Genomic DNA, 26,398 nt, shown 5'->3' with positions numbered 1-26,398 from the left:
CTAGCTCTTCAGGTCATCCTCGAGGATGAAGGTGCCGTCGGGTCCGACGGTGACGATGGCGAATCCGCCCTCGGTGAGCGTGCCCTCTTCCGTGAAGGTGAGGGGGCCGGAGAAGATGTCGAAGCCGTCGAGCGCGTTGAGCGCCTCGATGACCGCGGGCCCCTCAGTGCTTCCTGCATCCTCGATCGCCTGGGCGACGACGCGGACGGCGTCGTAGCTCTGCGTGGAGTACGGGCCGGGGGCCGCACCGAACTTCTCGGTGTAGGCGTCGATCCACTCGGTTGCACCCTCGAGCATGTCTGGGGTCTGCGTGAACGTGCCGAGCACACCCTCGGAGGAGCTGCCGGCGATCTCAGCGAACTTCGCGTCGACCGAGCCGTCGGCGACCATGACCTTGCCCGTGTAGCCGGCGGCACGCAGCTGCTGCGTGATCAGGCCGCCCTCCTGGTAGTAGCCGGTCCAATACATCATGTCCGGGTTCGCCGAGACGACCTTGTTGACGTTGGCCGCGTAGTCGGATTCACCGGCGTTGACGGACTCCTCGAGGACGACCTCGATGCCGAGCTCCTTGGCCTGCTCGGAGGCGGACTTCGCGAGGTCCGTCGAGTAGTCCGTGTTGTCGTCGACGAGCGCGAGCGTCTTCACGCCCTGCTTCTCGGCGTACGTGAGCATGGCCTGAGCCTGCTGGGTGCCGGTTCCGTTGATGAGGAACACGTTGTCGAGGCCGGCGGCGACGAGCTGGTTCGAGTTGGCCGCTGGGATCACCATGGGAATCTCGGCCGTGTTGAAGATCGGCAGCGTCGGGAGCGTCGCTCCGGAGCAGTAGCCGCCGACCGAGGCGACGACCCCGTCGGTGACGAGCTTGTTCGCCGCGGCGGTAGCGCTCGTCGCGTCACAGGCGTCGTCGGCGGTGACCAGCTCGAGTTGGCGGCCGAGGACGCCACCGGCCTCGTTGAGCTCGTCGATCGCCATCTTCGCGCCGTTCTCCATGTATGGGCCGAAGGCCGACTCGGATCCCGAGAAGGGGGCCGCGAGTCCCAGCTTGATCGGTCCGTCCTCGGACGCGGTGTCCCCACCTCCGGCGACACCTCCGGAGCATCCGGTCAGGGCCAGTGCGGCAGTTGCGAGGAGGGCTCCAGGCAGGAGCACCCTCTTCCAGAGGCCAGCACCCCGAGGGCTGGTGGAACGACGTGCAGTCATGGTGAGTTCCTTCCGAACAGACGTCAGAATCGCCGGACCATCTCCGGTGATGGGATGTCACACATTACTGTTCGGCGGACGACCGCAGAAGACCTTTCAACACCCTTGAAACACAGTTGTTACAAAGTGTTTCGCTGTGTGGAGGGCTTGCTAAGCCTCTTCGGGTAGGCCAGCCCACCAGCCGACGACGTGGCCGATGTGGCGGTGCATGAGCTCGGCAGCCTCATCCGCCTTGCCGGCCTCGAGCAGCACGAGGAGGTCGGCGTGCTCGCGCGCCGAAGCGGTGAGCTCTTCGGACCCGAGCATCTCGGTAAGCCCCGTGAGCCTCGTCTGTCGCCGCAACGCGGTCACGATCGACACGAGCCGGGCATTGCCAGACAGACTGAGCAGCCGCTCGTGGAACTCGATGTCGACAGCGAGATACAGAGGCAGGTCGCCTGCCGCCGACGCGGCATCGATCCGTGTCGCCAGGTCACGGAGCTCGGTCCGGGGTGCATCAGGGAAATCGGCAGCGAGCTCCCGGACGACGGGCACCTCGAGCATCTGCCTGACTTCGACGATCTGCCGAAGCTCCTCCACAGAGACGTGCGTGACGCGGAAGCCCTTGTTCCGCACGGGCTCCACGAAGCCCAGCTTCTCGAGGTTCAGCATGGCCTCGCGAACCGGAGTCGCCGAGACCTCGAAGCGTGCCGCGAGCGCCGGCACGGAGACGAGGGTCCCCGCCGCCAGCCCGCCGGACACGATGGCCGCGGCGACCGAGTCCTCGATCGTGGCTCGCAGGTTCGACTGCTGCGCGGCCGGCCTGAAGTCCAACGCGTCGATCATGGGCACCCCGTTCATCGAGCTCACTGTGGTCGAGACGCGTAAGCTCACCTCAGCGGTGTCCATCACGCCCACTCACTAATGTGTCACATGTTCGGCGGTTGCGCCGTCAGAACCTGGTTGCGTACGGGTCCTCAGCGTCCCGCTCGACCCCGGATGACTCCGCAGCCCGACCGAGGCCGGTGTCGCGAATGAGGCCCATCCCCAACGCACTCGGCTCGGGCGACGGCCGTCTGACGGCATCCTCGAAGATCTCGAAGTCGCGACGGGACAGCTCCAGCCAGCCGGCTCGCAATCGCTCACCCCAGTACCTGTCGTTGCGCGTCAGGTCGAGCAGCTCCCGCAGCGGACGGATGGGCGCGGGTCGCGCCTCGCGCATCCACTGCACCTCCCGCCGCCACGGCGACGAGCCCCGACCGCCAGCACGGTACGGCTCATCGTCGAGCACGTACCCTGCCTGCACCACGCTGCGCATGGGCTCGCCGTCAGGGTTCACCTCGCGCGGGCAGTAGATGACCACGCCGTCGGACACGCGCATCTGCTCGACCCTCTCGAGCGCACCCCAGGGGGCCTGCACGAAACCGCCCTCGACCATCGCGAGGGCACGATCGAAGGGCTGCACGACGAGCCAGTAGCGGATGGCCATGAGCGCGGAGCCCGGCAGGGGCCGAGGCTAGGGCCAGAGGCCGAGGTGACCGATGGCAGTGCGCAGCACATGGCCACGCCCACCCTCGAGCTCCTCGAGGAGGTCGGGGTCGAGCGCCTGCTGCGGCGTCAGCCACGTGATCTCGAGCGCATCCTGGCGCGGGTTGCACTCCCCCGCGACCGGCACGATGAACTCGAGCGCCACCGCGTGCTGCCGCGAATCGAACAGGCCGGAGCCCGGCATCGGCGAGAACTCCGCGACCGTGAACGGCGCGAGCGCCTGCGGCAGCGCGGGGAACGCCATCGTGCCGAGGTCCTTCTCCAGGTGGCGCAGCAGCGCATCCCTGATCGACTCGCCGTACTGCACCCGCCCCGAGACGAACGAACGCGTCATGACGCCCTGGTTGTCCGCGCGCAGCAGCACGCCGAGATGCTCGACCTTCCCCGCGGCGTCGACACGCACCGGGATGGCCTCGACATACAGCATCGGCACGCGACGCCTGACGAGCGCGAGCTCGTCGTCGTTCATCCAGCCGGACTCAGGATCAGGAGTGCGCACCGTCATGACCCCATTGTGGACCATGTATGTTTCCCGGGTGAGCACTGCATCCACAGGTATCGACCCCACGACACTCCTCTGGCGCGGCGGCGACGCCGAGACGGCGGCCACGAGCAGGGCCCCGCTGGTCGTGGGACTCCACGGATACGGCGCGGACGGCACCGACATCCTGAGCCTCACCGGCCAGCTGCCGCACGACTACCGCTACGTCTCTGTCCCTGCCCCGCACGTCCAGCCGGAGGGCGGACGCGAGTGGTTCCCGCTGCGCTTCGCCGACCCGATGACCGGCGAAGTCGCCGTCGATGCCGACGCGCAGCTCGGCCTCGAGCGCGGCGCGAACGACGCGGCGTCAGCGCTGCTCGAGCTGCTCGACGGGCTCGGCGTCTTCTCCTCGGGTGCACCGATCGCCCTGCTCGGCTACTCGCAGGGCAGCATCGTCGCCATGCAGGCGCTCCGTCAGCGACCCGGGTCGTTCGCGGGCGCGCTCCTGATCTCCGGGCTCGTCGCCGTCGGCACGCTGCCGGGGGATGCTGAGCTCGCCCAGTCGCGTCCGCCCGTCTTCTGGGGGCGCGGCGACGCCGACACCGTCATCCCAGCGCTCGCCGTCGAGCACACGGGGGCATGGCTGGAGGCCCACGCCGACGTCGAGAAGTACGTCGAGGCGGGCCTCGGTCACGCCGTCTCCGAGACCGAGCTGCCGCTCATGGCGGCGTTCCTCGAGCGGGTGCTCGGCCAGGTCTCGTCCCAGACCGTCGCTAGTCGTTCGGGATGAGCAGCCAGAGCGCCAGGTAGATGATGACCTGCGGGCCCGGGATGAGGATTGACAGGACGGTGAGCAGGCGGACGACGAACGGCGACCAGCCGAATCGCTGCGCGATACCCGCGCAGACACCGGCGATCATGCGGCCCCGGCGGGGGCGGACAAGACGCTTCATGTGAGATCACTCCTTCAGAATGTGGTGCACCCAGCTTCACCCATCACGGCTGAATGATCGTCCTCCGCGGGGTTGATCCGGTCCTCCTGAAGGCTGATGTCGGTGGTGTGTGGTTCTGTTGTCCCCATGCCGAAATCGACCGCGCTGGATGCGTTCTCACCCGCCACGCGGGAATGGTTCCAAGGCGCCTTCGTCGGCCCCACTGCCGTCCAGGACGCATCCTGGCGCGAGATCGCCGACGGCCACCACACGCTCGTCGTGGCACCGACCGGTTCGGGCAAGACGCTCAGCGCGTTCCTCTGGGCGATCGACCAGCTGGCCGCCGAACGCGGCGCGCAGAGTTCGGAGCCGAACGCCGAGCGTCGCACCCGAGTCGTGTACCTGTCTCCCCTCAAGGCCCTCGGCGTCGACGTCGAACGCAACCTGCACTCGCCGCTCGTCGGCATCACGCAGACGGCGAGGCGGCTCGGTGCCATCGCTCCAGACATCCGCGTGGGCGTGCGCTCCGGCGACACGACCCCGGCCGAGCGCAGGCAGCAGCTGCGCAACCCGCCAGACATCCTCATCACGACGCCAGAGTCGCTCTACCTCATGCTCACCTCCCAGGCGCGGAAGACGCTCACCGGCGTGACCACCGTCATCATCGATGAGGTGCACGCCGTCGCCTCGAGCAAGCGCGGAGCCCACATGGCGCTGACGCTCGAGCGGCTCGACGCGCTCCTCGACAAGCCGGCGCAGCGCATCGGGCTCTCGGCGACCGTGCGTCCGCTCGACGAGATGTCGCGCTTCCTCGCCGGCAACGCGCCCGTCAAGGTCGTCGCGCCGCCGAGCACGAAGACGTTCAAGCTCGAGGTGCGCGTCCCGGTCGAAGACCTCAGCGACATCGGGATGACCAGGGCAGGGGCTGCCACGCCGACCTCCGCCGACGCATCCGGTGCCATCGGCGACGCCGACCCGTTCGCCGACTTCGAAGCGGGCGCCGCCGCGGGGACCCTGCGGGATCCGAAGGTCGACGCAGAGGAGAGCGGCTCCGTGTGGCCGCACATCGAGGAGTCCATCGCCGACCTCGTCGAGTCGCACCGCTCCACGATCGTGTTCGTCAACTCACGGCGACTCGCCGAGCGCCTCACGGCGCGGCTCAACGAGATCGCGGAGGAGCGCGCGGCGGTCGACGCCCCGTCGATCGAGGCCGCCCAGGCCGACGCCCCGTACGGTGCCGCGGCACCCGGTGTGCGCTGGTCCTCCGGCGACCACAGCGCCAAGCCCAAGCCAGACCCGAAGCGGCCGCCTGCAGAGGCGATGGGACAGGCAGGCCAGTCCGCCGGCGCCCCGCTGTCGTTTGCACGCGCCCACCACGGCTCCGTCTCGAAGGAGTCTCGCGCCGAGGTCGAGAACGCGCTCAAGAGCGGCACGCTGCGCTGCGTCGTCGCGACCTCGAGCCTTGAGCTCGGCATCGACATGGGCGACGTCGACCTCGTCGTGCAGGTCGAGTCGCCGCCGTCGGTCGCGAGCGGCCTCCAACGGGTCGGCCGCGCCGGGCACCAGGTCGGCGAGACCTCGGAGGGCACGATCTTCCCCAAGCACCGGGCAGACGTACTGCACTCCTCCGTGCTCGCCTCCCGCATGGTGACAGGGCAGATCGAGCGGATGCGCGTGCTCGCCAACCCGCTCGACGTGCTCGCCCAGCAGACCATCGCGGCCGCCGCCATCGAGGACCTCGACGTCGAGGAGTGGTTCGACCTCGTCCGCCGCTCGGCCCCGTTCGCCTCGCTGTCGCGCCCCCTGTTCGAGGCGACGCTCGACCTCCTCTCCGGCAAGTACCCGTCCGACCAGTTCTCCGAGCTGCGGCCCCGCCTCGTGTGGGACCGCGATCTCGGTCGACTCACGGGCCGACCGGGCGCCGCCCGGCTGGCGGTGACCTCGGGCGGCACCATCCCAGACCGAGGGCTCTTCGGGGTCTTCCTCGCCGGGTCCGAAGACGCCGACGCGCAGCGCGGCCCGCGCCGCGTCGGCGAGCTCGACGAGGAGATGGTCTACGAATCGCGAGTCGGCGACATCTTCGCCCTCGGCGCGACGAGCTGGCGCATCGCCGAGATCACGTTCGATCGTGTCCTCGTGACCCCCGCCTACGGCCAGCCGGGGCGACTGCCCTTCTGGACCGGGGACGCACTCGGACGCCCCTCCGAGCTCGGACAGGCCATCGGCGCCATCACCCGCGAGATCGCCGCCAAGGGGCGCGTGCCGGAAGCGCTCTCGACGCTCATGGACGACAACGCCGTGCAGAACGCCGTCGCCTACGTTCGCGAGCAGCAGGACGCGACGGGGCAGGTGCCGAGCGACCACACGCTCATCGTCGAGCGCACTCGGGACGAGCTCGGCGACTGGCGCATCATCCTGCACTCCCCGTACGGCTCCCCCGTCCACTCGCCGTGGGGTCTCATCGTCGCCGCGCGCATCCGGGACCAGTACGGACTCGACGGCGGAGTCGTCGCAAGCGATGACGGCATCATCGTTCGCATCCCCGAAGGCGACGCCGAACCGCCCGGAGCCGAGCTGTTCGCCCTCGAAGCCGACGAGATCGAGCAGATCGTGGCACGCGAGGTGGGCGGCTCCGCGCTCTTCGCCTCGCGCTTCCGCGAGGCCGCGGCCCGGGCGCTGCTGCTCCCCCGGCTCAACCCCGGCAAGCGTTCCCCGCTCTGGCAGCAGCGACAGAAGGCGGCACAGCTGCTCGACGTCGCCAAGCAGTACCCGACGTTCCCGATCATCCTCGAAGCCGTTCGAGAGGTGCTGCACGACGTCTACGACCTCGACGCGCTGGTCGATCTCGCCAAGCGCATCGCCGGGCGCGAGGTCCGCCTCGTCGACGTCACCACGGAGCAGGCCTCGCCGTTCGCGCGAACGCTGCTGTTCGGCTACGTGGGTGCGTTCATGTACGAGGGCGACAGCCCACTCGCGGAGCGCCGGGCGGCCGCGCTGGCACTCGACACGAGCCTCCTGGCAGACCTGCTCGGTCGAGTCGAGCTGCGCGAGCTCCTCGACGCCAATGTCATCGCCAGACTCGAGGCTGAGCTGCAGCGCACGGCACCGGACCGGCGGGCCCGCGATGCTGAAGGCGTCGCCGACCTGCTGCGTGTGCTCGGGCCCATCAGCGTCGAGGAGATCGCCGAGCGTCTGCTCGGCGACGACCTTCGGGGCACCGACGAGCTCGAGGCGCCGGGCGGCGAGCACGACGAGGAACGGGAGGAGAGCGAAGCGGCCGGCGAGACACGGCCCGGCGCGAGCATCGAGGTCGCCGAGCAGTACGCGGCGGAGCTCATCAGCGCCAAGCGCGCCCTCCGTGTGCGCATCGCCGGCGTCGAGCGCATCGCCGCGATCGAGGACGCCAGCAGGCTCCGCGACGCGCTCGGAGTGGCGCTGCCGATCGGTGTCCCTGTCGCCTTCATCGACCCCGTCGACGACCCGGTCGGCGATCTCGTCTCCCGCTACGCGCGCTCGCACGGGCCATTCTCCGTCGCCGAGGTCGCAGAGCGCTACGGCACCGGGCAGGCCGTCGTGCGTGAGGCGCTCACCCGTCTCGAGCTGGCCCGCCGCGTCGTCGAGGGCGAGTTCCGCCCAGACCGCGAGGGCTCCGAGTGGGTCGACGAGACCGTGCTCAAACGACTCCGGGCCCGCTCCCTCGCCGCGCTCCGCAGCGAGATCGAACCGGTCGACCACTCCGCCTTCGCCAGATTCCTGCCAGCCTGGCAGCACGTCGGCGGCGACCTGCGCGGCATCGACGGCCTCATCACCGTCATCGACCAGCTCGCGGGAGTACCCGTCCCCGCATCCGCACTCGAGACGCTCATCCTGCCCGCCCGGGTCCGGGACTACCACCCCAGCATGCTCGACGAGCTCACAACCGCCGGCGAGGTGCTGTGGCGAGGGCACGGAGCCATCGGCTCGAGCGATGGATGGATCAGCCTGCACCTGGCAGACACGGCGCACCTCACGCTTCCCGACCAGCCCGAGGGCGAGCCGGATGCGCGCGGCCGGCACCTCCTCGACGCGCTCGCCGGCTCGGGCCCCGGTTTCTTCCCCCAGCTGTCGAGGCACGTCCGCCTGATGCTCGAACCCGAGTCGATCAGCGACCGCGAGCTCTCCGACGCCCTCTGGGCGCTCGTCTGGCAGGGACGCGTGACCAACGACACCCTCGCGCCGCTGCGCGCCCTCCTCTCCGGTGGTCCCGGCTCTGCCAGCACCTCCGCGCACCGAGCCCCGAGCCGCGCCGCCCGCGGCAGGCTCTACCGCGGCCGCGTCGCCATGGCGCCGAGCGACTCCACCGGCAGCCCCACCGCATCCGCCTTCGCATCCCAGCGCCCCGCCCCCTCCCAGCCGCACACGAGCGGCAGATGGACCCTCGGGCTGAACGGCGTGAGCGACGCCACCGAGCGGGGCCTCGCCATCGGCGACCTCCTCCTCGATCGCTACGGCATCGTGACCCGGGGCAGCGTCATGGCCGAAGAGGTGCTCGGCGGGTTCGCCCTCGTGTACCGCGTCCTCGCTCGCTTCGAGGAATCCGGCAAGGCCAGGCGCGGGTACTTCATCGAGAAGCTCGGCGCCGCCCAGTTCTCGACGGTCGGCGCCGTCGACCGCCTGCGGAGCTTCACGCTCGAGCTCGACGGCGAGAAGCGCTTCCAGACGCTCACGCTCGCCGCCACCGACCCCGCGAACCCGTACGGCGCGGCCCTCGCCTGGCCGGACGCCGAGGAGTCGCAGACCAAGCACCGGCCAGGCAGGAAGGCGGGCGGGCTCGTCACGATGGTCGACGGAGACCTCGCCCTGTACGTCGAACGCGGCGGGAAGACGCTGCTCACCTTCACCGACTCGGACGACGTCCTCCGTGCGGCCGCCCGTTCGCTCGCCGAGACCGTGCGGCGCGCACGCATCCCGAACCTCGTGATCGAGCGCGTCGATGGCACGTTCGTGCTCGAGACGCCCCTCGCGAGCATGCTGCAGGAGGGTGGGTTCTCGCTCACGACCCGCGGCCTGCGGATGCGCCCCGGCAATTGACCCCCAACACCACGACGGAAAGGAAACGCATTGGCAGCAGCACGCGGACGACGAGGAAGCAGGACAGGCGGCACCGAGGCGAGGATCGAGGCACCGTTCCTGCCGGAACTCGACGAGGCGCGTGCCGTGGACTTCGCGACAGCGCGGGTCCACGAGCTGCAGCACTTCGTCGACGTGCAGGGTGAGGAGATCGACGCCGCCGGCGTGACCTTCTCCGAGTGCCGCATCGAGGGGCTCACCGCCCGCAGGCTCCTGCTCCACTCGGGGCGGGTGAGCGAGTGCGTGCTGGAGCGCGTCGAGGTGCCCGTCGTCCAGGGACAGCGGCAGTCGTTCCGCTCCGTCTCGTGGTCGGCCTCGCGGCTCGGCTCGGCCGACCTCCACGAGAGCGACCTCCAGAATGTCGAGTTCCGCGACAATCGTCTCGGCTACGTGAACCTGCGAGGCTCCACCCTGACCGACGTGCAGTTCGCGGACTGCGCGTTCGACGAGATCGACCTGGGCGGCGCCACGGCGAAGCGCGTCGCGTTCACGGAGAGTCGCACCGGCATCCTCGATGTCACGGGCGCACGCCTCGAGCACGTCGACCTGCGCGGCCTGGAGTTCTCGACCATCACGGGTCTCGAGGGGCTCCGCGGCGTCACGGTGACGCCCTCCCAGCTCGAGGCGCTTGCTCCCCACCTCGCGGCACACCTCGGCATCGAGGTGCGTGATGCCGGAAGGTGACACCGTCTACCGCGCAGCGACCCGCCTGAACCGCGCCCTGGCCGGCCGGCAGCTGACCCGCTTCGAGCTGCGGGTCCCGAAGTATGCGGCGCTCGACCTCAGCGGCCTCACCGTCGACGGGGTCGTGCCGCGAGGCAAGCACCTGCTGACGCGCATCGGCGAGCACACCCTGCACACGCACCTCGGCATGGACGGCAGCTGGCAGCTCGTGCAGCTCGGTGGGAGGTGGCCCCGCCCTGACTACCTCGCGAGAGTCGTCCTCGGCACCGCCGCCGGAACCGCCGTGGGTTTCGAGCTGCCGGTTGTCGAGATGCTGTCGCGCGACGACGAGGAGGATGCGGTCGGCCACCTCGGCCCCGACCTGCTCGGCGACTCCTGGGATGCGGCCCTCGCGGTGGAGAACCTTCGGCGCGAGCCGGACGCGGAACTGGCCGGCGCGCTCCTCGAGCAGCGGAACCTCGCAGGCCTCGGGAACGTGTACGTGACCGAGCTGCTGTTCCTGCGCGGCCTGCACCCGCACACCCCCGTCTCCGGGGCCGGCGACCTCGACCGGCTCGTCGAGCTGGGCCACAAGCTCATCGTCGCGAACCGCGACCGGGTGGAGCGGACGACGACCGGGGACCTGCGTCCGGGGAAGCGAACGTATGTCTACGGCAGGTACGGCAAACCGTGCTTGCGCTGCGGAACACGCATCCGCCGCGGCCTGCAGGGCAGGGAGCGCGTCGCCGCCTGGTGCCCCAGCTGCCAGCCCGCCCCGTGAGCGCCGCACCCGCACCCGCACCCGCGCCCGCATCCGCACCCTCTGCAGAGTTGTGGAAAGTTGCAGCTCCGCTGAACACTGACGACGCTTTGCCACAACGCTGATCCCCGCGCGCACGTCATCCGGCAAGCCGCTCGGCTCGGAGTCGGTGCGCGTAGGACGTGAAGGTCTCCAAACCGGTGGCCGGCTCCAGATCAGCCACCGTGAGGCGGACGTGGCTCCAGCGCTCACCCTGGATCTCACGACTGCGCGTGACATCGAGACGCCACTGGCGCTTGTCCTTCCGATGGCCGTCCCCGTCGTACTCGTACGCAATGCGCGCGCGCAGATCGGCGAGATCGAGGCGAGCGATCTTGCGCATCCCCGACATGAGCTGGAAGTTCACCGCAGGCTCGGGATACCCGGATTCAACCAGCACGAGACGTGTCACCGTCTCCCACGGCGACTCGACGCCATCCCGAAGCAGCCCCGTGGCGGCTCGGAGTGGCGCCGCCCCCGCGCATCCCGCCCACGCGTCGACTGCCGCAGTCAGCCGTTCCCTGCTCGTGAGCGCCCACGGCAGCGTGCGGCCAGGATAGTTGCCTGCTTCGGAGACCAGCGCGTCGCCCAACTGAACGAGTTCGCGCACGCTCAGGTCGCGCGCCAGCAGACAGTACAGGAGCTCAGGCGACGCGATGCTGGCGCCGCGCAATGCGTGGACGCTCCAGAACCTCGCCGGAACGGATCGCGCCGAGACGCCCCTCGCCCGCGGCGGATTTCGCCCTTTCGGCACGATGACATGCACCGTCGGGTCCCGAAGCAGACGGAGCGGCAGCGGGAGGCCGCAGAGACGTACCGCTGAGACACCGCCGAACGCCTGAACGGCGGACATGATCGGCACATAGCTGCGATCGAGGTCCCGCATCCGCTCGGCGAGCGCCTCGAACTCATCGCGGGCGCCGTGGAGGCCGAGCAGGCGATCGATCTCTCCCGGAGCGCTCAGGACCTCTGGAACCCGCACGCCGTGGAAGGGCCGTCCCTCTGTCCGGTTTCTGAGGCGTCCGCGGGAGACGCCCGCGGCGCGAGCGTCGGCGACGCTGAACGCGGAGTATCGAAGCTCGCTGGGCAATGGGATGCGCGGCTCGCGTCCCGTTGCGCGCCCAGCGTCGTCGCCTCGTCGGCTGGCCTTGCCCGCGCCGCTCCTGCTGCCTGCATCCACCGCTCGAGGCTATGAGGGTTCCGGGCGCTGGGACGAGCGTTCTCTCTGCTTGTGGAGAACCGCGGCGGTCCCGGTCCGACCCGCCGCGGCACCGAGAGAGTTGTGGCGAGGTGTCGCTCTGCGGCGTCGCAGGAGCGTTCTCCCACAACGCTGATCCTTGCCCTGGCCGACGCTGCGCTGCCGCGCGAAACACAGTTATGGAGAAGTGCAGCTCCTCCGCACCGGAGCAGCACCTTCTCACAACTCTGCGCTTCAGGGGCGGGTGGGGGCGGGCGTGGGGTGAGGGGGGCGCGGGCGGCAGTGGAGGCGGAAGCGCGGAGACGCGGAGGGCACGGGGACGCGGAGAGCGCGAAGGCAAGGGGACGCGGAGACTCGAAAACGCGGGGACGCGAAGGGCGCGAAGATGCGGAAGCGCGAAGACGCGGAGGGCACGGGGACGCGGAGAGCGCGAAGGCAAGGGGACGCGGAGACTCGAAAACGCGGGGACGCGGGGACGCGGAAGCGCGGTACGCGGAGACGCGGAGACGGGGAGGCGCGAAGGCAAGGGGACGCGGAGACGCGGAGACGGGGAGGCGCGGAGCGTCAGACGACGATCCCGCCGCCAGCACGAGGCTGACGGCGGGATCGGTGGATGTGGGAGGTGCGGGTGCTTACGCGTAGGGGTTCGGGGTCAGCGTGTACTTGGTGTACAGGTACTCCTCGATGCCCTCGAAGCCGCCCTCGCGGCCGATGCCCGACATCTTGACGCCGCCGAACGGCGCCGCGGCGTTGGAGAGCACGCCGATGTTGAGGCCCATCATGCCCGTCTCGATGCGGTCGATGAGGCGCTGGCCGCGCTTCAGGTCTTCGGTGAACACGTAGGAGACGAGGCCGTACTCGGTGTCGTTGGCGAGGCGGATGGCCTCTTCCTCGTCGGCGAACGTCGTGATCGAGAGGACGGGTCCGAAGATCTCCTCGCGGAAGATCTCGCTGGAGGATGGGGTGCGGTTGAGCACGGTCGGCTCGTAGAAGGAGCCGTCGCCTTCGACGCGCTTGCCGCCGTGGAGCAGCTCGGCACCAGCGGCGACGGCCGAGTCGACGAGCGACGCGACCTTGTCGACGGCTTTGTCCTCGACGAGCGGGCCGATGACGACACCCTCCTCGGTGCCGCGCCCGATCTTGAACGACGACACCTTCTCGGTGACGCGACGCGCGAACTCATCGGCGACGTCCGTGTGCACGAGGATGCGGTTCGCGGCCGTGCAGGCCTGCCCGATGTTGCGGAACTTCGCCGCGATGACGCCTTCGACGGCCTTGTCCAGGTCGGCGTCCTCGAAGACGACGAACGGCGCGTTGCCGCCGAGCTCCATGGACGTGCGCAGCACGTTCTTCGTTGCCTCCTTCATGAGGCCCTGGCCGACTCCGGTCGAGCCGGTGAACGAGATCTTGCGGAGGCGCGGGTCGGCGATGATCGGCGACGAGACGGCGGCGGTGCTGCGGGTCGTGATGACGTTCACTACCCCCTTGGGCAGGCCGGCCTCTTCGAGGATCTTCACGAAGTAGAGCGTGGTGAGGGGGGTGAGGGATGCGGGCTTCACGACCGAGGTGCAGCCTGCGGCGATCGCTGGCGCGATCTTGCGCGTCGCCATCGCGAGCGGGAAGTTCCACGGAGTGATGAGGAACGCGGGGCCGACCGGATGCTTCGAGACGATCATGCGTCCGGTGCCCTCCGGCTGCGTGCCGTAGCGGCCGTGCACGCGCACGGCTTCCTCGCTGAACCAGCGCAGGAACTCGCCACCGTAGGTGACCTCGCCCTGCGCCTCCGCGAGGGGCTTGCCCATCTCGAGCGTCATGATGAGCGCCATCTCGTCGCGGCGCTCCTGCAGGATGTCGAAGGCGCGGCGGAGGATCTCGCCGCGCTCACGGGGGGCCATGCGCGCGAAGTCCTCCTGAGCGGCGACAGCCGCGTCGAGCGCCTGAATGCCCTGCTCTGGGTTGGCGTTGGCGATGTGCTTCAGGGCCGTGCCGGTCGACGGGTCGTTGACCGCGAAGGGCTCGTCCGCGCCGTCCACCCATTCGCCGCCGATGAACAGCTGGCCGGGGACCTTCGCAAGCAGTTCCGCTTCGTTGGGGTACGTCATAGTGCAAACTCCTCGGTTGTTGGCGGGCTCGAGTGTGGCGGGCTCAAGCGTTCTCCGGGCTCCAACGCTACTCGTGCGGGCTGGGCGCTTCACGAGCAATTCGCCCAGCCCACAAGCCCGGGGCCGTGCATCCGCACAATCAGGCGAGGAGGTCCCTCACCATGGGGATGACCTTCGTTCCGTAGAGCTCGATGGCCTTCATGCTGTGCTCGTGCGGGAGCGTGCCCGCGCTGTACTTGAGGTCGAAGCGCTGGAGTCCGAGCACCTGCACGGTCGCGGCGATCTTGCGTGCGACGGTCTCCGGCGACCCGACGTAGAGCGCACCGCGCTCCCCCGCCTCCTGCACGTACTGCTCGTACTGCATAGGCGACCAGCCGCGTTCCTTGCCGATGCGCATCATCATGGTCCGGTAGTTCAGCCAGTGCTCCTCGCGCGCCTGCTCGTCGGTCTCGGCGATGTGCCCGGGCGAGTGCGCGCCGATGGGGCCGTTGGGTTGGCCGAACTGCTCGTTGGCCTTCCGGTAGAGGTTGGCGAACGGTGCAAAGCGTGCCGATTCGCCGCCGATGATCGCGAGCATGAGCGGCATCGAGTACTGCGCGGCGCGCACGACGGACTGCGGGGTTCCGCCGACGGCAGCCCACGTGCGAAGGCGCCCTTCTTCGAGCTGCGGATGCACGGTCACGTCGTTGAGCGCGCCCCGAACGGTTCCGCTCCAGCTCACCGGCCCGCCCGCCGCGATCTTCATGAACAGGTCGAGCTTCTCCTCGAAGAGCACCTCGTAGTCCTGGAGGTTCAGTCCGAAGAGGGGGAAGGACTCGGTGAAGGAGCCGCGGCCGAGCATGACCTCGGCGCGCCCGTTGGAGATGGCGTCGACGGTCGAGAAGCGCTGGAAGACGCGCACGGGATCGTCGGAGCTGAGCACGGTCACTGCACTGCCGAGGCGGATGCGCTCGGTGCGGGCGGCGATGGCGGCGAGCACGGTCTCCGGGGTCGAGATCGCGAAGTCATCCCTGTGGTGCTCGCCGACCGCGAACGCGTCGATGCCGACCTGCTCGGCGAGGACACCTTCTTCGATGACGTCGCGGATGACCTGGGCGTGCGAACGCGGCTGCCCTTGGAGGTCGTTGGTCGCGTCGCCGAAGGTGTTGAGGCCGAACTCGATCGTGCCGGTCATGGCAGCTCCATCCATTTCAATGCAATTGCATGAACTCTACTGCCGGAAGCCATCCGCCTGAAGCTCGGCGGGGACAAAAAAGCGCCGCCCCGGGGGAACACGGCATCCCCGAGGCGGCGCGGCTTGTGGTCGACTGCCACGCTGCGAGCCCGTCTGGCCGAGGCGGCGATCTATGCAATCGAATGAAGTTCGATGATGATGCCAAGAAATACCCGGGCACGTCAACTCAGGCGGGCCTCGCCTCGGCACCGGCCCAGGTGGACGAACCGCGAGTCGGCGGCGTATATGGTCGCTCCTACCCCGGCAATGAAGCAAGAGGTGGAGCGTGGAGACTGTGGCACGAACTCTCGAGACCCTGGCGCCCGGCAAAGCGCGCCTCGCCTACGACTACCTCAACGAGCGCATCTCCGATGGCACGTTCCCTCCGGGCCACCGCCTCGTGCTGGGGTCCATCGCGAACCAGATCGGCGTGAGCACCGTGCCCGTCCGCGAAGCGATCCGGATGCTCGAAGCCGAGGGCGCCGTCACCTTCGAACGCAACGTCGGCGCGCAGGTGTCCGGCCTCAACCCCGAGCTCTTCTCGCAGACCCTCGAATCGCTTGCGGTGCTCGGGGGCTACGCAACCGCGAGCGCGGCCCCGCACCTGACGCCGGCCGACCTCGCGGAGGCCCGCCAGATCACCGAGTCGATGCGGCAGGCGATCGACGCCCTCGACGCCGTCGCGTTCATGGACCTGAATGCGCGCTTCCACCGCGTGCTCTACCGGCGATGCCCGAACGCGCACCTCCTGGAGCTCGTCGAACGGACCAGGCACAGGCTCACCCAGGTGCGCCACTCGACGCTCGGGTTCGTGCCGGAGCACACCAGATCCTCACTCGTCGAGCATGAGCGGCAGATCGAGCTCGTCGAGTCCGGGGCGCCGCACGCCGAGATCGAGGCCGCGATTCGCGAGCACCACCTCGCCACGCTGCGGGCAGCCCTCCCGCGTCCGTCAACCGTCCCGCGTTAGGCAGCCCTCACGCGGATTCACCGGGCATTCACCCGGCGACCATCCTCCGTTCCTCGCGCGCTGCTTGCCTTCGTCGAGTCCCCCGACGAAGGAGTTCTCCCATGACCGATGTCTCGCGCCGCACGTTCCTCCCGATGCTCGGGCACACGAAGGGCAAGCGCAGCCCAGTGACCTGCGCCCTCAAGTGCGCCAACGCGTGCACGGGCGAGGTCTGCAACACCTCGTCGAACGCCTACTTCCGCGACATCGTGTCCGCGCAGCTCTCACGCCGCACGATGCTCGGCGCGAGCGCCGGACTCGCGGGCGCCATCACCCTCGCCTTCAGCGGCGCGCCGCGCGCCGAGGCTGCTCCGAGCGCGTCACCGTTCGGTCCCGCCGCCTCGCCGCTCGAGTTCTCACCGATCTCGCCCGTCGACGCGATGTCCGACACGTTCACGGTGCCGGACGGCTACGACTGGCGTGCCCTGATCCGCTGGGGAGACCCGCTCTTCGCCGACAGCCCGCTCTTCGACCCGGAGGACCAGACGGAGGCGGCGCAGGCCCGACAGTTCGGCTACAACTGCGACTACACCGACATCCTGCCGCTCGACGGCACCGACGGCCTGCGCGCCGTGCTCTTCGTCAACCACGAGTACACGAACGAGAACATCATGTTCCCTGCAGCGCAGCTCGAGAACGAGCAGGCGCGGGTGCGGGCCGTCAGCCGTGCCGCACACGGCCTCACGGTCGTGGAACTCGAGCGGACCTCCGCCGAGCACCCCTGGAACTACGTCGTGGGCGCCGAACGCAACCGCCGCTTCCTGCTCAACACGGTCTACGAGGTCACGGGGCCAGCCGCTGGATCGCCGCTCCTCACGACCGTGGAAGACCCAGCCGGCCGCTGGGTCAAGGGAACACTCGGCAACTGCGCGGGCGGCACAACCCCGTGGGGCACCATCCTCTCCGGCGAGGAGAACTTCAACGGCTACTTCCGTTCCCCCGGGGTCTCCGCGGAGGACAAGCGGTACGGTCTCTCCGACAGCGAGACGGCGCGCGGCTGGGAGCTGGATGCGCCTCGCTTCGACACCCGGAACGCCGGGTACGAGAACGAAGCCAACCGCTTCGGCTGGATCATCGAGATCGACCCGCTCGACCCGACGAGCACACCGAAAAAGCACTCGATGCTGGGTCGCCTCAAGCATGAGGGCGCCAACATCTCGATCGCCGCGAACGGCAAGGTCGTGGCCTACACCGGTGACGACGAGCGCTTCGACTACCTGTACAAGTTCGTGTCCCGCGACACGTACATCGAAGGCAACCGCGCCCACAACATGACGCTGCTCGCCAACGGCGACCTCTACGTCGCGCAGTTCGCGGGCAACTCCCCCGCCTCGGAGATCACGGGGTCGGGCGCGCTCCCGAGCGACGCGGCCTTCGACGGCACCGGCACCTGGCTGCCGCTGGTCGTCGGCGGGGCATCCCAGATCGCCGGCATGTCGGTCGACCAGGTGCTCGTCAACACTCGCCTCGCCGCAGACCTCGCAGGCGCCACCAAGATGGATCGCTGTGAGGATGTGGAGCCGAACCCCTTCACCGGGAAGGTCTACGTCGCCTGCACCAACAACACGAACCGCGGCACCCCGGGCCGCGCCGGTGCCGACGAGGCCAACCCGCGCGCCGAGAACCGCGACGGGCACGTCGTCGAGATCACCGAGGCAGGGGGCGACCAGACGGCCACGAGCTTCACCTGGAACCTGCTGCTGCTCTGCGGCGACCCTGCCACGAACTCGTCGGCGTACTTCTCCGGCTTCCCCGCGGCGCAGGTGTCGCCCATCTCCTGCCCGGACAACCTCGCGTTCGACTCCGTCGGGAACCTCTGGATCTCGACCGACGGCGCCCCGAGCACGATCGGCTACAACGACGGCCTCTTCCGCGTGACGCTGGAGGGCCCCGACCGCGGCAACGTCGAGCAGTTCCTGGCCGTGCCTCGCGAGAGCGAGACGTGCGGGCCCGTCATCCACGACAGCGAGCGTCACGTGTTCGTCGCCGTCCAACACCCCGGAGAAGACGGCTCCTTCGAGACGCAGAACTCGCTGTTCCCCGACTTCGTCCCCGTTGGAACGCCCGCGCCGGCAGGCTCGTTCGCCGGCCCCCGGCCCACCATCGTGCAGGTGCTTCCCAAGGAGCAGCTCGTCGAGGTGCCGGTCCCGCCGACCCCGACGGTGTCCCCGACAGCAACGCCCGCACCGACCTCAACCCCATCCCTGACGCCGACCGCCTCTCCCACTGGCACGCCAGGCGCGACCGGGACTCCCACGCCGAGCGCCTCGGCACCGGGCTGGGCCACGGCATCCCCGAGCCCCACCGCGACGCCCGACGGACTCGCATCCACCGGTGGTGAGCTGCTCGCTCCGGCTATCGGCGGGGCGGCCGTCCTGGCCGCCGGCGCCCTCGCGACGGCGACCGCCATCCGCAGGCGGGGCGAACGCCCCGCCGAGGCCGGCGAGGGCGACGCGCTGCGAGACTAGGGGCCCCGGGCGACCTGACCGCTGCACCTCAAGGCAGGGACTGGACTCAGGCGGCGGCCTCCGCGGACACCGCGCTCTCCACCACGGACGGTTCGCTGTCCGCGGTCGCCGCTGCGATCTCATCCATGAGCAGGGCGAACGCGACGTCACCCCCGGCCGTCGCACCCTGGCCGATCGAGACGGGCACGTTGGCGCGCGGGTCTCCCGCGTTGCCGACGACCCAGACGCGGGCGTCCGGATGCTCGGTGCCCCGCACCTCGACCCCTTCGAGGAAGTCCGTCAGTGGCACGAAGGCAGGATTCGTGAAGATCGCCTCGAGTGCCAGCTCGGTGCCGTTCGCGAGGCGCACGCCCCGCACACGGTTGTCGTCACCCGCGAGCACCTCGTCGACACCGGAGCGCTCGATGCGGATCCCCCGCGCGGTGAGCGCCCTCGCCTCGGCCTCGCCGAGCGCAAACGCCCCGTTCACGAGGAGCACGAGGTCAGCGCTCCATTGGCGCAGGAGGTGGGCCTTCATGTCTGAATGGTCGCCGTTCGCGAGCACGGCCATCGGTCGGTCGCGATGCTCGTAGCCGTCGCAGAACGGGCACGCGTACACGCCACGACCCCAGAGCGCACGCAATCCGGGCAGGTTGGGGAGCTCGTCGCGGAGCCCCGTCGCCACCACAACTGCCCGCGCCCGGAAGGTCCGGCCATCGGTCGTCGCGATGCGCACGCGGGTGCCGTCGCCGTCGGTGACCGAGTCCACCGCCGCGACCTGGGCGTCCTCGAAGACGCCCTCGTGCGCCTCGACCTCGGCCCTTCCGATTCTGCGCAGCTCGCCAGGCGCGAGCCCCTCGTGACCGAGCACCCCGTGCATGTGGTCGGTGAAGCGATTCCGCGGGACCCCGTGGTCGATCACGAGGACGCGCCGGCGCCCCCTCGTGAGCGTCAGCGCAGTGCTCAGCCCGGCTGGGCCGGCCCCGATCACGACGGCGTCCCACAGCTGAGCCTCGGTGTCTGCCGCTCGCAGCGGCGCATCCTGATGTGTCATGCGTCGAGTCTCCGCGCCGAGTCTCGCTTTTGGCAATTCCGTTTGCTAGGTTCGCAACATGATGGATGTGCACCAGGGGTCAGACCACACCGCCCACACGGCCGGACCAGACACGGCCTCGGAGCAGACGGCCAGCATCCCCGAAGCGCTCAGCCGTGTCGCACCGCGGCTCCGCGAGATCCGACAAGCGCGGGGCATGACCCTCAGCGAGGTCGCCGACGAGACCGACCTCAGCGTCAGCACGCTCTCGCGCCTCGAATCCGGCGGACGTCGACCTTCCCTCGACGTGCTCCTCCCACTCGCGCGCTGCTACCGAGTGCCGCTCGACGACCTCGTCGGCGCCCCCTCCACCGGCGACCCGCGCATCCACCCGAAACCCGTCAAGCGCGGAGACCGCGTCTACCTCGCGCTCTCGCGCGCAACCGACGGCATGCAGGCCTTCAAAGTGCTCGTCGCCCCGCAGAAGCCCGCGGACCGCAGCAAGCCCGTCCAGCTGCGCGTCCACGAAGGCACCGAATGGTGCTACGTCCTAGCAGGCCGACTCCGCCTGCAGCTCGACGAGGAGGTCACGATCCTCGAAGCAGGGGAAGCCGCAGAATTCGACACGACCCGACCGCACTCCATGACCAACGACGGCGCGACGACCCTCGAGATCCTCTCCCTCTTCAGCCGTCAGGCGGAGCGCAGCCACATCCACGAAACAGGCTGAACGGATCGTCCGAAAATGGACGCATCCCACCCCCAGGACGCCCTACGATATTGATCACCGCGCCGGGGATCTGCGGTGTGCATCGAGGGAGGAGCACACCGGTGAATTCTGTCGTGCACCATAGAACGGCGTCACGGCGCCACCCAACGATGCAAGGTTGGATGCAATGATCGCTCCTCGTCTTCGAGACGTGACACAGCTCACCAGTTCACAAGCCATACTCTTCGACCTCGACGGCGTCATCACGCCGACCGCCGAGGTGCACATGCGCGCATGGGCGAGGCTCTTCACCGACTACCTCACGCTCAAAGGCGTCGGCCCCGCGTACACCGACGACGACTACCTGCGATACATCGACGGCAAACCCCGCTACGACGGCGTCCGGTCGTTCCTCGCCTCCCGCGACATCACGCTCGAGGACGGCACCCCCGAGGACTCGCCCGAACTCGAGACCGTGTGCGGCCTCGGCAACCGCAAGAACGACACCTTCAACTCGGAACTCGCCGAAACCGGCGTCAAGGCCTACCCCGGGTCCGTCGAGTTCCTGAACGCCGCCGTCGAGCACGGCCTGCGCGTCGCCGTCGTCTCCAGCTCCCGCAACGCGGTACCCGTGCTCACGGCGGCCGGCCTCCTCGACCGATTCGAGACCGTCGTCGACGGCCTCGTCGCCGCACAGCACGGCATCGCCGGCAAGCCGGCCCCGGACACCTACCTCTACGCGGCCCAGCTGCTCGGCCTCACCGCGGCGCAGTGCGTCGTCGTCGAGGACGCCCACTCCGGCGTGCAAGCAGGACGCGACGGCGACTTCGGCCTGGTCATCGGAGTGTCCCGCGAGGCGAGCCACGAAGAGCTCATGTCCTCCGGGGCCGACACCGTGGTCGATGACCTCGCAGAGCTCGTGCCGGTGTTCACGAACTCAGACAGCACGACTGTCGCCTCAGACAGCAAGGCTGTCGCCTCAGACAGCAAGGCTGTCGCCTCTGACAGCAAGGAAGGCAACGCATGAACCTCTCCACGGAAGACCCGCTGGACCGGCACCGGTTCCCGCTCGACGAGTGGGCACTCGTCGAGCACGAATTCGACGCCAACTCGCAGGGTCTCGTCGAGACGCTCTTCGCCACCGGGAACGGCTACCTCGGCCTCCGAGGCAACCTCGAAGAGAGCCGCGACGGCTACATGTACGGAACCTTCATCAACGGATTCCACGAGACGTGGCCCATCCGCCACGCCGAGGACGCGTTCGGCTTCGCCCAGGTCGGGCAGACGATCGTCAACGTCCCAGACGCGAAGATCATCCGCCTCTTCGTCGACGACGAGCCGCTCGTCATCAGCGAAGCAGACCTGCTCTCCTACTCGCGCGTGCTCTCGTTCAAGGACGGCGTCCTGACCCGCGAGCTCGACTGGCGCACGCCGTCGGGCAAGCACGTGCGCATCCGCTCGCACCGCCTCGTGTCGTTCACCGACCGCCACTACATGCTCCTCGACTACGAGGTCGAGATGGTCGACCGCGGCGCATCCATCCTGCTGTCGAGCCAGATCATCAACCGCCAGGACGGCGGCGACGAGTTCCAGCGCGGCAAGAAGGAGACCGAGGTCGCGTTCGACCCGCGCAAGGCGGAATCGTTCACCGACCGCGTCCTCCAGTCCCGCATCGCACGCGAGGAGGGCCTCCGCTCGATGCTCGCCTACCGCACCACGCACTCGGGCATGACCATCGCAGTCGCGGCAGACCACGACATCATCACCGACAACGAGTGGGATGCGACGACCCGCGTCGACGCCGACTTCGCCGAGACCGCCTTCCGCGTGCGCGCCGAACCGGGCATGCCAGTGCGCATCATCAAGCACGTCGCGTACCACACGTCGAAGAGCGTGCCCACGCGCGAGCTCGCCGACCGCGCCGACCGCACCCTCGACCGCATGCGCGAGATCCCCGTCGACGACGTGTACACGTGGCAGCGCGAGTGGCTCGACGATTTCTGGGACCGCAGCGACATCGTCATCCACGGCCACCCCGTGTACCAGCAGGCGACGCGCTGGAACCTCTTCCAGCTCGCCCAGGCCACGGCCCGCACCGACGGCGGCGGCATCGCCGCGAAGGGCGTCTCCGGCTCCGGATACGGCGGCCACTACTTCTGGGACACCGAGGTGTACGTCCTCCCGTTCCTCAGCTACACGGCCCCGAACGTGGCACGCAACGCACTCCGCTTCCGGCACCAGATGCTCGACGCGGCACGCCAGCGGGCGCACGAGATGAACCAGAAGGGCGCGCTCTTCCCGTGGCGCACCATCAACGGCCTCGAGTCGTCCGCCTACTACGCAGCCGGCACCGCCCAGTACCACATCGACGCGGACATCTCGCATGCCCTCATGCAGTACGTCTCAGCCACGGGCGACGACGAGCTCCTCGCTCAGGGCGCCATCGACATCCTCGTCGAGACAGCCCGCCTCTGGGCTGACCTGGGCTTCTGGCGCACCGGCGGAGACGACCACTTCCACATCCACGGCGTCACCGGACCCGACGAGTACACGACCGTCGTCAACGACAACCTGTACACGAACGTCATGGCCAAGGCGAACCTGCGTGCGGCTTACACCGCGTGCGAGCGCCTCCGCGAGACCGACCCGGCCTCCTTCGAACGCCTCACGATGCGCCTCCACCTCGCCGAGGAAGAGCTGGTCGAGTGGGCCGCCGCCGCCGAGGCCATGTACCTGCCATTCGACGAGAAGCTCGGCATCCACCCTCAGGACGCGCAGTTCCTCGAGAAGGAGCTGTGGGACCTCGAGAACACGCCGCCGTCGCAGCGCCCGCTGCTGCTGCACTTCCACCCGCTCGTCATCTACCGGTTCCAGGTGCTCAAGCAGGCCGACGTCGTACTCGCGCTGCTCCTGCAGGGCAACGAGTTCACGCCGGAGCAGAAGCGCAAGGACTTCGAGTACTACGACGCGCTCACGACGGGCGACTCGTCGCTCTCCGCGGTCGTGCAGTCGATCATCGCGGCGGAGGTCGGCTACGCGGATCTCGCGGAGCACTACTTCTCCACGGCCCTGTTCGTCGACATCGCGAACCTGCACCACAACACGAGCGACGGCATCCACATCGCCTCCACGGGCGGCATCTGGAGCGCGCTCGTCTACGGCTTCGGCGGGATGCGCGACCACGGCGGGAAGATCACCTTCGATCCCCGCCTCCCAGCGGACTGGCCGCGTCTCGAGTTCCACCTCACGCTGCGCGGGTCGCGCATCCGCGTCGACCTGGAGCAGGAGTTGATGACGTTCACCGCCGAGACCGGTTCGGGCGCCGAGGTGTTCGTGCGCGGACGCCGCGTCGCGATCGCCCCAGGCGAGCCGACCACCGTCAAGCTCGGCGCCGTCCGGGAGCTCGAGGGGTACCCGACGCTCAGCGACATCGAGGGCTCCATCCGCGAAGACGGCTCCGTCATCACGGCATCCATTCCCACGATCTCGGTCGACCACGCGGTCCTCGACCCGGGCCTCGACTAGCGACTCCCCACCTTCACGAACGGCGACGCCGTCTGCACCTGCAGGCGGCGTCGCCGTTTCCGCGTGAGCTCCAGACCTTCGGCGTTCACTGCAGGGCCCCGCACTCGGCGAGGGCGCGGCGGATGCTCTCGAACAGATTCCAAGGCCGACGGAGGTCGGCATCCGTCACCCGGATCACACGCCAGCCGGCCCGCTGCAGCGCCTCGGTTCGCTCCAGGGCCCGGCGAGCGGCAGCGGCGTCGAAGAAATGACCCTCGCCCTCGTACTCGATGGCGATCTTCTCCCCGATATACGCGAGGTCGATGCGCGCGTTCCCGTATCCGGGCACATCCAGCTTGTACTGGATGACCGGCTCGGGGAACCCCGCGCCCATGATCAGCAGCCGGAGCTCGGTCTCCTTGGGGATTCCGACCCCTCCCGCGAGAGCTCGAGCGCTGCTCGGAGATTCGCGGCCCCAGGCCGCCCCTTCCAGCGCTGCGCAACTGCGTGAAGCTCTTCGAGGGGGTGAAGCCGGACGAGGGGGCTTCGACTCGGAGAGCAGTCGAACGACGTGCGCAGCGCATCCGCGAACACCACCGTCCTCGTCAGATCGAGCCGCGCTGCGAGCTGCGCGAGCAGGGTCGCTGGCGAGAGGGTCAGCACTCCTCTGTGCTCGAACGTCTCGAAGCGCCTCGCGTCGAGACGATACCCGCGTATCCGCTTGCCAGTCGGCGGGTGCGCCGGCTGCGCGACCGCGACGTGTGTCACCATCTCATCCTCCAACGCCCTTGGCAGCGGGAGACCCCACCACCGTGCACCCGACGCGCATGCGAGCGCCTGCCCGTCGAGGAGCCCCGCCCGTGCGAAGCTCTCATCGAGGTCATACGGGCTGAGATCCCGAGCAGACACTCGGATGCCGTGATGCGACGCCGTGAGGTCGCGCGCCCTCATCCGCTTCCTCGTGACTCCGTTGTCGACGGCTTGTGCGGTCGAGAATCCCTCGCTCGTCGTGAGGTTCTCCGGCAGGGGTCGAGGAGTGCGCATGCCGCGACGCTAAGTTCGCTGCTGCTTGCCACTCGAGGTGTGACCGGCACCTGTGGACAAGTCCGTATCCACAGGGTTCCTGACCCCCGAGTGGCGCAGGCCTCTCTCTGTAGTCCCTGGGTCGATCGATCTCTGCCAGGCAAAGTGCCCTTTCGCGCATCCAGTCGCCGAACGGTGCCAGCCAATGAGCCTCTCTGACACCCCGATAAGGGCCATCTGACTGGCAGCGACGGAGGGGCGGCGGGGAGGTGAGGGGGGGGACGGGCGGGGATGCGACGGGGGGGCTAGTAGAGGAAGATCGGCAACCAGGCGGGGTGGTGGGCGTGGACGATGACGAGGAAGACGACGAGGTCGAAGAGCAGGTGCACGCAGATGACGTACGTCAGCGACTTGGTCTTCGTGAAGATCCACCCTTGGATGAGCGCGAACGGCAGGGTGAGCAGCGGCCCCCACGACTGGTAGCCGAGCTCCCAGAGGAAGGAGACGAAGACGATCGACTGCAGCGCGTTGGCGACCCAGAACGGGAAGTGGCGGAGGAGGAGCGTGAAGACCGTGCAGATGAAGAACAGCTCGTCCCAGATGCCGACGAAGCCCACCCCGACGAAGAGGCGCCCGATCTCGGACGCGGTCGTGACGGCCGGCCAGTTCTGGTAGACGCCGGAGGTGATGAAGTAGAACGGCAGGATGAGCCAGCCGAGAACGAGGACGAGGCCGAGCCAGAGCTTCTCGAGCCTCGACCATGGGGTGCCGCGGCGCAGCGGGAAGCGAACAGCGTGGTCTTTGTAGACCCACCTCGAGATGGCGTAGGGCACGGCGACGGCAAGCGACAGCACCGTGCCCATCACGACGATGTTGCCCCACGAGATGTCGGCTTTCATCGAGTGGAGGCTGATGATGCCCATGCCGATTCCGACGAGCAGCAGGTCGCGGCCGAGCCCTCGGTCCGCGAGGAACCCGAGGGCGATTCCGGCGGCGAGCGGCAGGTAGCCGAGGTTGTTCTCGAAGGCGAAGAGCACGGTCGCGCTGCACACGACCAGAAGTGCGGCGAACAGGTGCAGGAGCTTGACTCCCTCGGATGCCCGTTTCGGGGTGCTGGTGACGGGCGGGTTCTGCGCTCGTTCGCTCATTCGCTCATCTTCTCAGGCCAAGTTGGACGGATGTTCGGCGCTTTTGTCGCGTGTGATGTAACGCTCCGGTAACTATCACGCCTTGCGCTCCGATCCGCGCAGGCATGGGGCAGACGCTGGGTCGAGACCTGGCAAACGGGCCGAGTTTGGCGGAAAATCAACCCTCTCAGGCGATGCCCGGGGAAGGCACCTTGCTAGCGTTGACTCCCGGAGCAATCGCCGCCACACCGGTTCGGCGCCGCGATTCCCCGCGAAAGACCAACCCGGTGCGCTTTATCCGCTGCCTCTGTGAGGCAATCTC

The 26,398-nt window shown here is 68.9% G+C and carries 21 protein-coding genes; 9 read left to right on the top strand and 12 right to left on the bottom strand.

Features of this window, described 5'->3' with window-relative positions; translation table 11 throughout:
* The 4 genes from F8O03_RS02705 to F8O03_RS02690 form a co-directional block, all read right to left on the bottom strand.
* On the bottom strand, nt 1-1,200 hold the full coding sequence (locus tag F8O03_RS02705; protein ID WP_151422273.1) for a branched-chain amino acid ABC transporter substrate-binding protein: 1,200 nt from the start codon (nt 1,198-1,200) through the stop codon (nt 1-3).
* Nucleotides 1,201-1,350: 150 nt separating this feature from the next.
* Nucleotides 1,351-2,040, bottom strand: a complete 690-nt coding sequence (locus F8O03_RS02700) for a GntR family transcriptional regulator (protein WP_244295857.1) — start codon at nt 2,038-2,040, stop codon at nt 1,351-1,353.
* 91 nt (nt 2,041-2,131) lie between these two features.
* A complete protein-coding gene (locus tag F8O03_RS02695) occupies nt 2,132-2,668 on the bottom strand; it encodes an EVE domain-containing protein (RefSeq protein ID WP_151422272.1) in 537 nt (178 codons plus the stop codon).
* Nucleotides 2,669-2,695: 27 nt separating this feature from the next.
* Entirely contained in the window at nt 2,696-3,232 is a 537-nt protein-coding gene (locus F8O03_RS02690) for a DUF4916 domain-containing protein (protein ID WP_151422271.1), read from the bottom strand.
* Nucleotides 3,233-3,263: 31 nt separating this feature from the next.
* Between F8O03_RS02690 and F8O03_RS02685 the strand changes: the two genes are divergently transcribed.
* Nucleotides 3,264-3,998: an alpha/beta hydrolase gene (locus F8O03_RS02685; protein ID WP_167516448.1), complete on the top strand. Its 735-nt coding sequence runs from the start codon at nt 3,264-3,266 to the stop codon at nt 3,996-3,998.
* Here the strand turns inward: F8O03_RS02685 and F8O03_RS02680 are convergent.
* Nucleotides 3,982-4,161 carry a PspC domain-containing protein gene (locus tag F8O03_RS02680; protein WP_151422269.1) on the bottom strand — a complete coding sequence of 60 codons (180 nt, stop codon included), beginning with the start codon at nt 4,159-4,161 and terminating at the stop codon, nt 3,982-3,984. The two genes, F8O03_RS02685 and F8O03_RS02680, sit on opposite strands and share 17 nt — an antisense overlap.
* Before the next feature lie 126 nt (nt 4,162-4,287).
* On the opposite strand from F8O03_RS02680, the gene F8O03_RS02675 reads away from it, so the two are divergent.
* The 3 genes from F8O03_RS02675 to F8O03_RS02665 are packed head-to-tail and all read left to right on the top strand — an operon-like array spanning nt 4,288 to nt 10,693.
* Entirely contained in the window at nt 4,288-9,210 is a 4,923-nt protein-coding gene (locus tag F8O03_RS02675; RefSeq protein ID WP_151422268.1) for an Lhr family ATP-dependent helicase, read from the top strand.
* A gap of 30 nt (nt 9,211-9,240) precedes the next feature.
* Complete coding sequence (locus tag F8O03_RS02670) at nt 9,241-9,933, top strand: pentapeptide repeat-containing protein (RefSeq protein ID WP_151422267.1); 693 nt, start codon at nt 9,241-9,243, stop codon at nt 9,931-9,933.
* A complete protein-coding gene (locus F8O03_RS02665) occupies nt 9,920-10,693 on the top strand; it encodes a DNA-formamidopyrimidine glycosylase family protein (RefSeq protein ID WP_151422266.1) in 774 nt (257 codons plus the stop codon). Before F8O03_RS02670 ends, F8O03_RS02665 begins: the two co-directional genes overlap by 14 nt.
* 118 nt (nt 10,694-10,811) lie before the next feature.
* On the opposite strand, the gene F8O03_RS02660 is transcribed toward F8O03_RS02665, so the two are convergent.
* The 3 genes from F8O03_RS02660 to F8O03_RS02645 all read right to left on the bottom strand — a co-directional run bounded on the left by F8O03_RS02660 (nt 10,812) and on the right by F8O03_RS02645 (nt 15,185).
* A complete protein-coding gene (locus F8O03_RS02660) occupies nt 10,812-11,891 on the bottom strand; it encodes a hypothetical protein (protein ID WP_151422265.1) in 1,080 nt (359 codons plus the stop codon).
* Nucleotides 11,892-12,541: 650 nt separating this feature from the next.
* On the bottom strand, nt 12,542-14,011 hold the full coding sequence (locus F8O03_RS02650; RefSeq protein ID WP_151422263.1) for an NAD-dependent succinate-semialdehyde dehydrogenase: 1,470 nt from the start codon (nt 14,009-14,011) through the stop codon (nt 12,542-12,544).
* Between the two features lie 139 nt (nt 14,012-14,150).
* Nucleotides 14,151-15,185 carry an LLM class flavin-dependent oxidoreductase gene (locus F8O03_RS02645; RefSeq protein WP_104254111.1) on the bottom strand — a complete coding sequence of 345 codons (1,035 nt, stop codon included), beginning with the start codon at nt 15,183-15,185 and terminating at the stop codon, nt 14,151-14,153.
* Between the two features lie 334 nt (nt 15,186-15,519).
* On the opposite strand from F8O03_RS02645, the gene F8O03_RS02640 reads away from it, so the two are divergent.
* Complete coding sequence (locus F8O03_RS02640; protein ID WP_151422262.1) at nt 15,520-16,194, top strand: GntR family transcriptional regulator; 675 nt, start codon at nt 15,520-15,522, stop codon at nt 16,192-16,194.
* Nucleotides 16,195-16,295: 101 nt separating this feature from the next.
* Nucleotides 16,296-18,701, top strand: coding sequence for a PhoX family protein (locus tag F8O03_RS02635; RefSeq protein ID WP_151422261.1), 2,406 nt, complete (start codon nt 16,296-16,298; stop codon nt 18,699-18,701).
* A 46-nt stretch (nt 18,702-18,747) separates the two neighbouring features.
* Here the strand turns inward: F8O03_RS02635 and F8O03_RS02630 are convergent, their stop codons facing one another.
* On the bottom strand, nt 18,748-19,734 hold the full coding sequence (locus F8O03_RS02630) for an NAD(P)/FAD-dependent oxidoreductase (RefSeq protein ID WP_151422260.1): 987 nt from the start codon (nt 19,732-19,734) through the stop codon (nt 18,748-18,750).
* A gap of 58 nt (nt 19,735-19,792) precedes the next feature.
* Here F8O03_RS02630 and F8O03_RS02625 point away from each other — a divergent pair, with 58 nt between their 5' ends.
* From F8O03_RS02625 to F8O03_RS02615, 3 genes are all read left to right on the top strand, one after another.
* Complete coding sequence (locus tag F8O03_RS02625) at nt 19,793-20,443, top strand: helix-turn-helix domain-containing protein (protein WP_244295856.1); 651 nt, start codon at nt 19,793-19,795, stop codon at nt 20,441-20,443.
* A 190-nt stretch (nt 20,444-20,633) separates the two neighbouring features.
* Entirely contained in the window at nt 20,634-21,449 is an 816-nt protein-coding gene (locus F8O03_RS02620; protein WP_244295853.1) for an HAD family hydrolase, read from the top strand.
* Nucleotides 21,446-23,947: a glycoside hydrolase family 65 protein gene (locus F8O03_RS02615; RefSeq protein ID WP_104254117.1), complete on the top strand. Its 2,502-nt coding sequence runs from the start codon at nt 21,446-21,448 to the stop codon at nt 23,945-23,947. Before F8O03_RS02620 ends, F8O03_RS02615 begins: the two co-directional genes overlap by 4 nt.
* A gap of 85 nt (nt 23,948-24,032) precedes the next feature.
* Here the strand turns inward: F8O03_RS02615 and F8O03_RS02610 are convergent, their stop codons facing one another.
* The 3 genes from F8O03_RS02610 to F8O03_RS02600 all read right to left on the bottom strand — a co-directional run bounded on the left by F8O03_RS02610 (nt 24,033) and on the right by F8O03_RS02600 (nt 26,097).
* Nucleotides 24,033-24,320: a PDDEXK family nuclease gene (locus F8O03_RS02610; protein ID WP_151422258.1), complete on the bottom strand. Its 288-nt coding sequence runs from the start codon at nt 24,318-24,320 to the stop codon at nt 24,033-24,035.
* A gap of 2 nt (nt 24,321-24,322) precedes the next feature.
* A complete protein-coding gene (locus F8O03_RS02605) occupies nt 24,323-24,970 on the bottom strand; it encodes a hypothetical protein (RefSeq protein WP_151422257.1) in 648 nt (215 codons plus the stop codon).
* A gap of 284 nt (nt 24,971-25,254) precedes the next feature.
* Complete coding sequence (locus F8O03_RS02600) at nt 25,255-26,097, bottom strand: CPBP family intramembrane glutamic endopeptidase (RefSeq protein WP_244295851.1); 843 nt, start codon at nt 26,095-26,097, stop codon at nt 25,255-25,257.
* Nucleotides 26,098-26,398 lie beyond the last annotated feature (301 nt).

Source organism: Pseudoclavibacter terrae (genome assembly GCF_008831075.1).
Lineage (GTDB): Bacteria > Actinomycetota > Actinomycetes > Actinomycetales > Microbacteriaceae > Pseudoclavibacter > Pseudoclavibacter terrae.
This window is presented reverse-complemented; position numbering and strand designations above follow the sequence as displayed.

Excerpts from the sequence above, each read along its gene's own strand:
- F8O03_RS02695 (WP_151422272.1), bottom strand. The coding sequence starts at position 2,668 with ATGGCCATCCGCTACTGGCTCGTCGTGCAGCCCTTCGATCGTGCCCTC.
- F8O03_RS02675 (WP_151422268.1), top strand. The coding sequence starts at position 4,288 with ATGCCGAAATCGACCGCGCTGGATGCGTTCTCACCCGCCACGCGGGAA.
- F8O03_RS02615 (WP_104254117.1), top strand. The coding sequence starts at position 21,446 with ATGAACCTCTCCACGGAAGACCCGCTGGACCGGCACCGGTTCCCGCTC.
- F8O03_RS02635 (WP_151422261.1), top strand. The coding sequence starts at position 16,296 with ATGACCGATGTCTCGCGCCGCACGTTCCTCCCGATGCTCGGGCACACG.
- F8O03_RS02705 (WP_151422273.1), bottom strand. The coding sequence starts at position 1,200 with ATGACTGCACGTCGTTCCACCAGCCCTCGGGGTGCTGGCCTCTGGAAG.
- F8O03_RS02610 (WP_151422258.1), bottom strand. The coding sequence starts at position 24,320 with ATGGGCGCGGGGTTCCCCGAGCCGGTCATCCAGTACAAGCTGGATGTG.
- F8O03_RS02690 (WP_151422271.1), bottom strand. The coding sequence starts at position 3,232 with ATGACGGTGCGCACTCCTGATCCTGAGTCCGGCTGGATGAACGACGAC.
- F8O03_RS02600 (WP_244295851.1), bottom strand. The coding sequence starts at position 26,097 with ATGAGCGAACGAGCGCAGAACCCGCCCGTCACCAGCACCCCGAAACGG.
- F8O03_RS02650 (WP_151422263.1), bottom strand. The coding sequence starts at position 14,011 with ATGACGTACCCCAACGAAGCGGAACTGCTTGCGAAGGTCCCCGGCCAG.
- F8O03_RS02645 (WP_104254111.1), bottom strand. The coding sequence starts at position 15,185 with ATGACCGGCACGATCGAGTTCGGCCTCAACACCTTCGGCGACGCGACC.
- F8O03_RS02680 (WP_151422269.1), bottom strand. The coding sequence starts at position 4,161 with ATGAAGCGTCTTGTCCGCCCCCGCCGGGGCCGCATGATCGCCGGTGTC.
- F8O03_RS02605 (WP_151422257.1), bottom strand. The coding sequence starts at position 24,970 with ATGCGCACTCCTCGACCCCTGCCGGAGAACCTCACGACGAGCGAGGGA.
- F8O03_RS02625 (WP_244295856.1), top strand. The coding sequence starts at position 19,793 with ATGATGGATGTGCACCAGGGGTCAGACCACACCGCCCACACGGCCGGA.
- F8O03_RS02700 (WP_244295857.1), bottom strand. The coding sequence starts at position 2,040 with ATGAACGGGGTGCCCATGATCGACGCGTTGGACTTCAGGCCGGCCGCG.
- F8O03_RS02665 (WP_151422266.1), top strand. The coding sequence starts at position 9,920 with ATGCCGGAAGGTGACACCGTCTACCGCGCAGCGACCCGCCTGAACCGC.
- F8O03_RS02630 (WP_151422260.1), bottom strand. The coding sequence starts at position 19,734 with ATGACACATCAGGATGCGCCGCTGCGAGCGGCAGACACCGAGGCTCAG.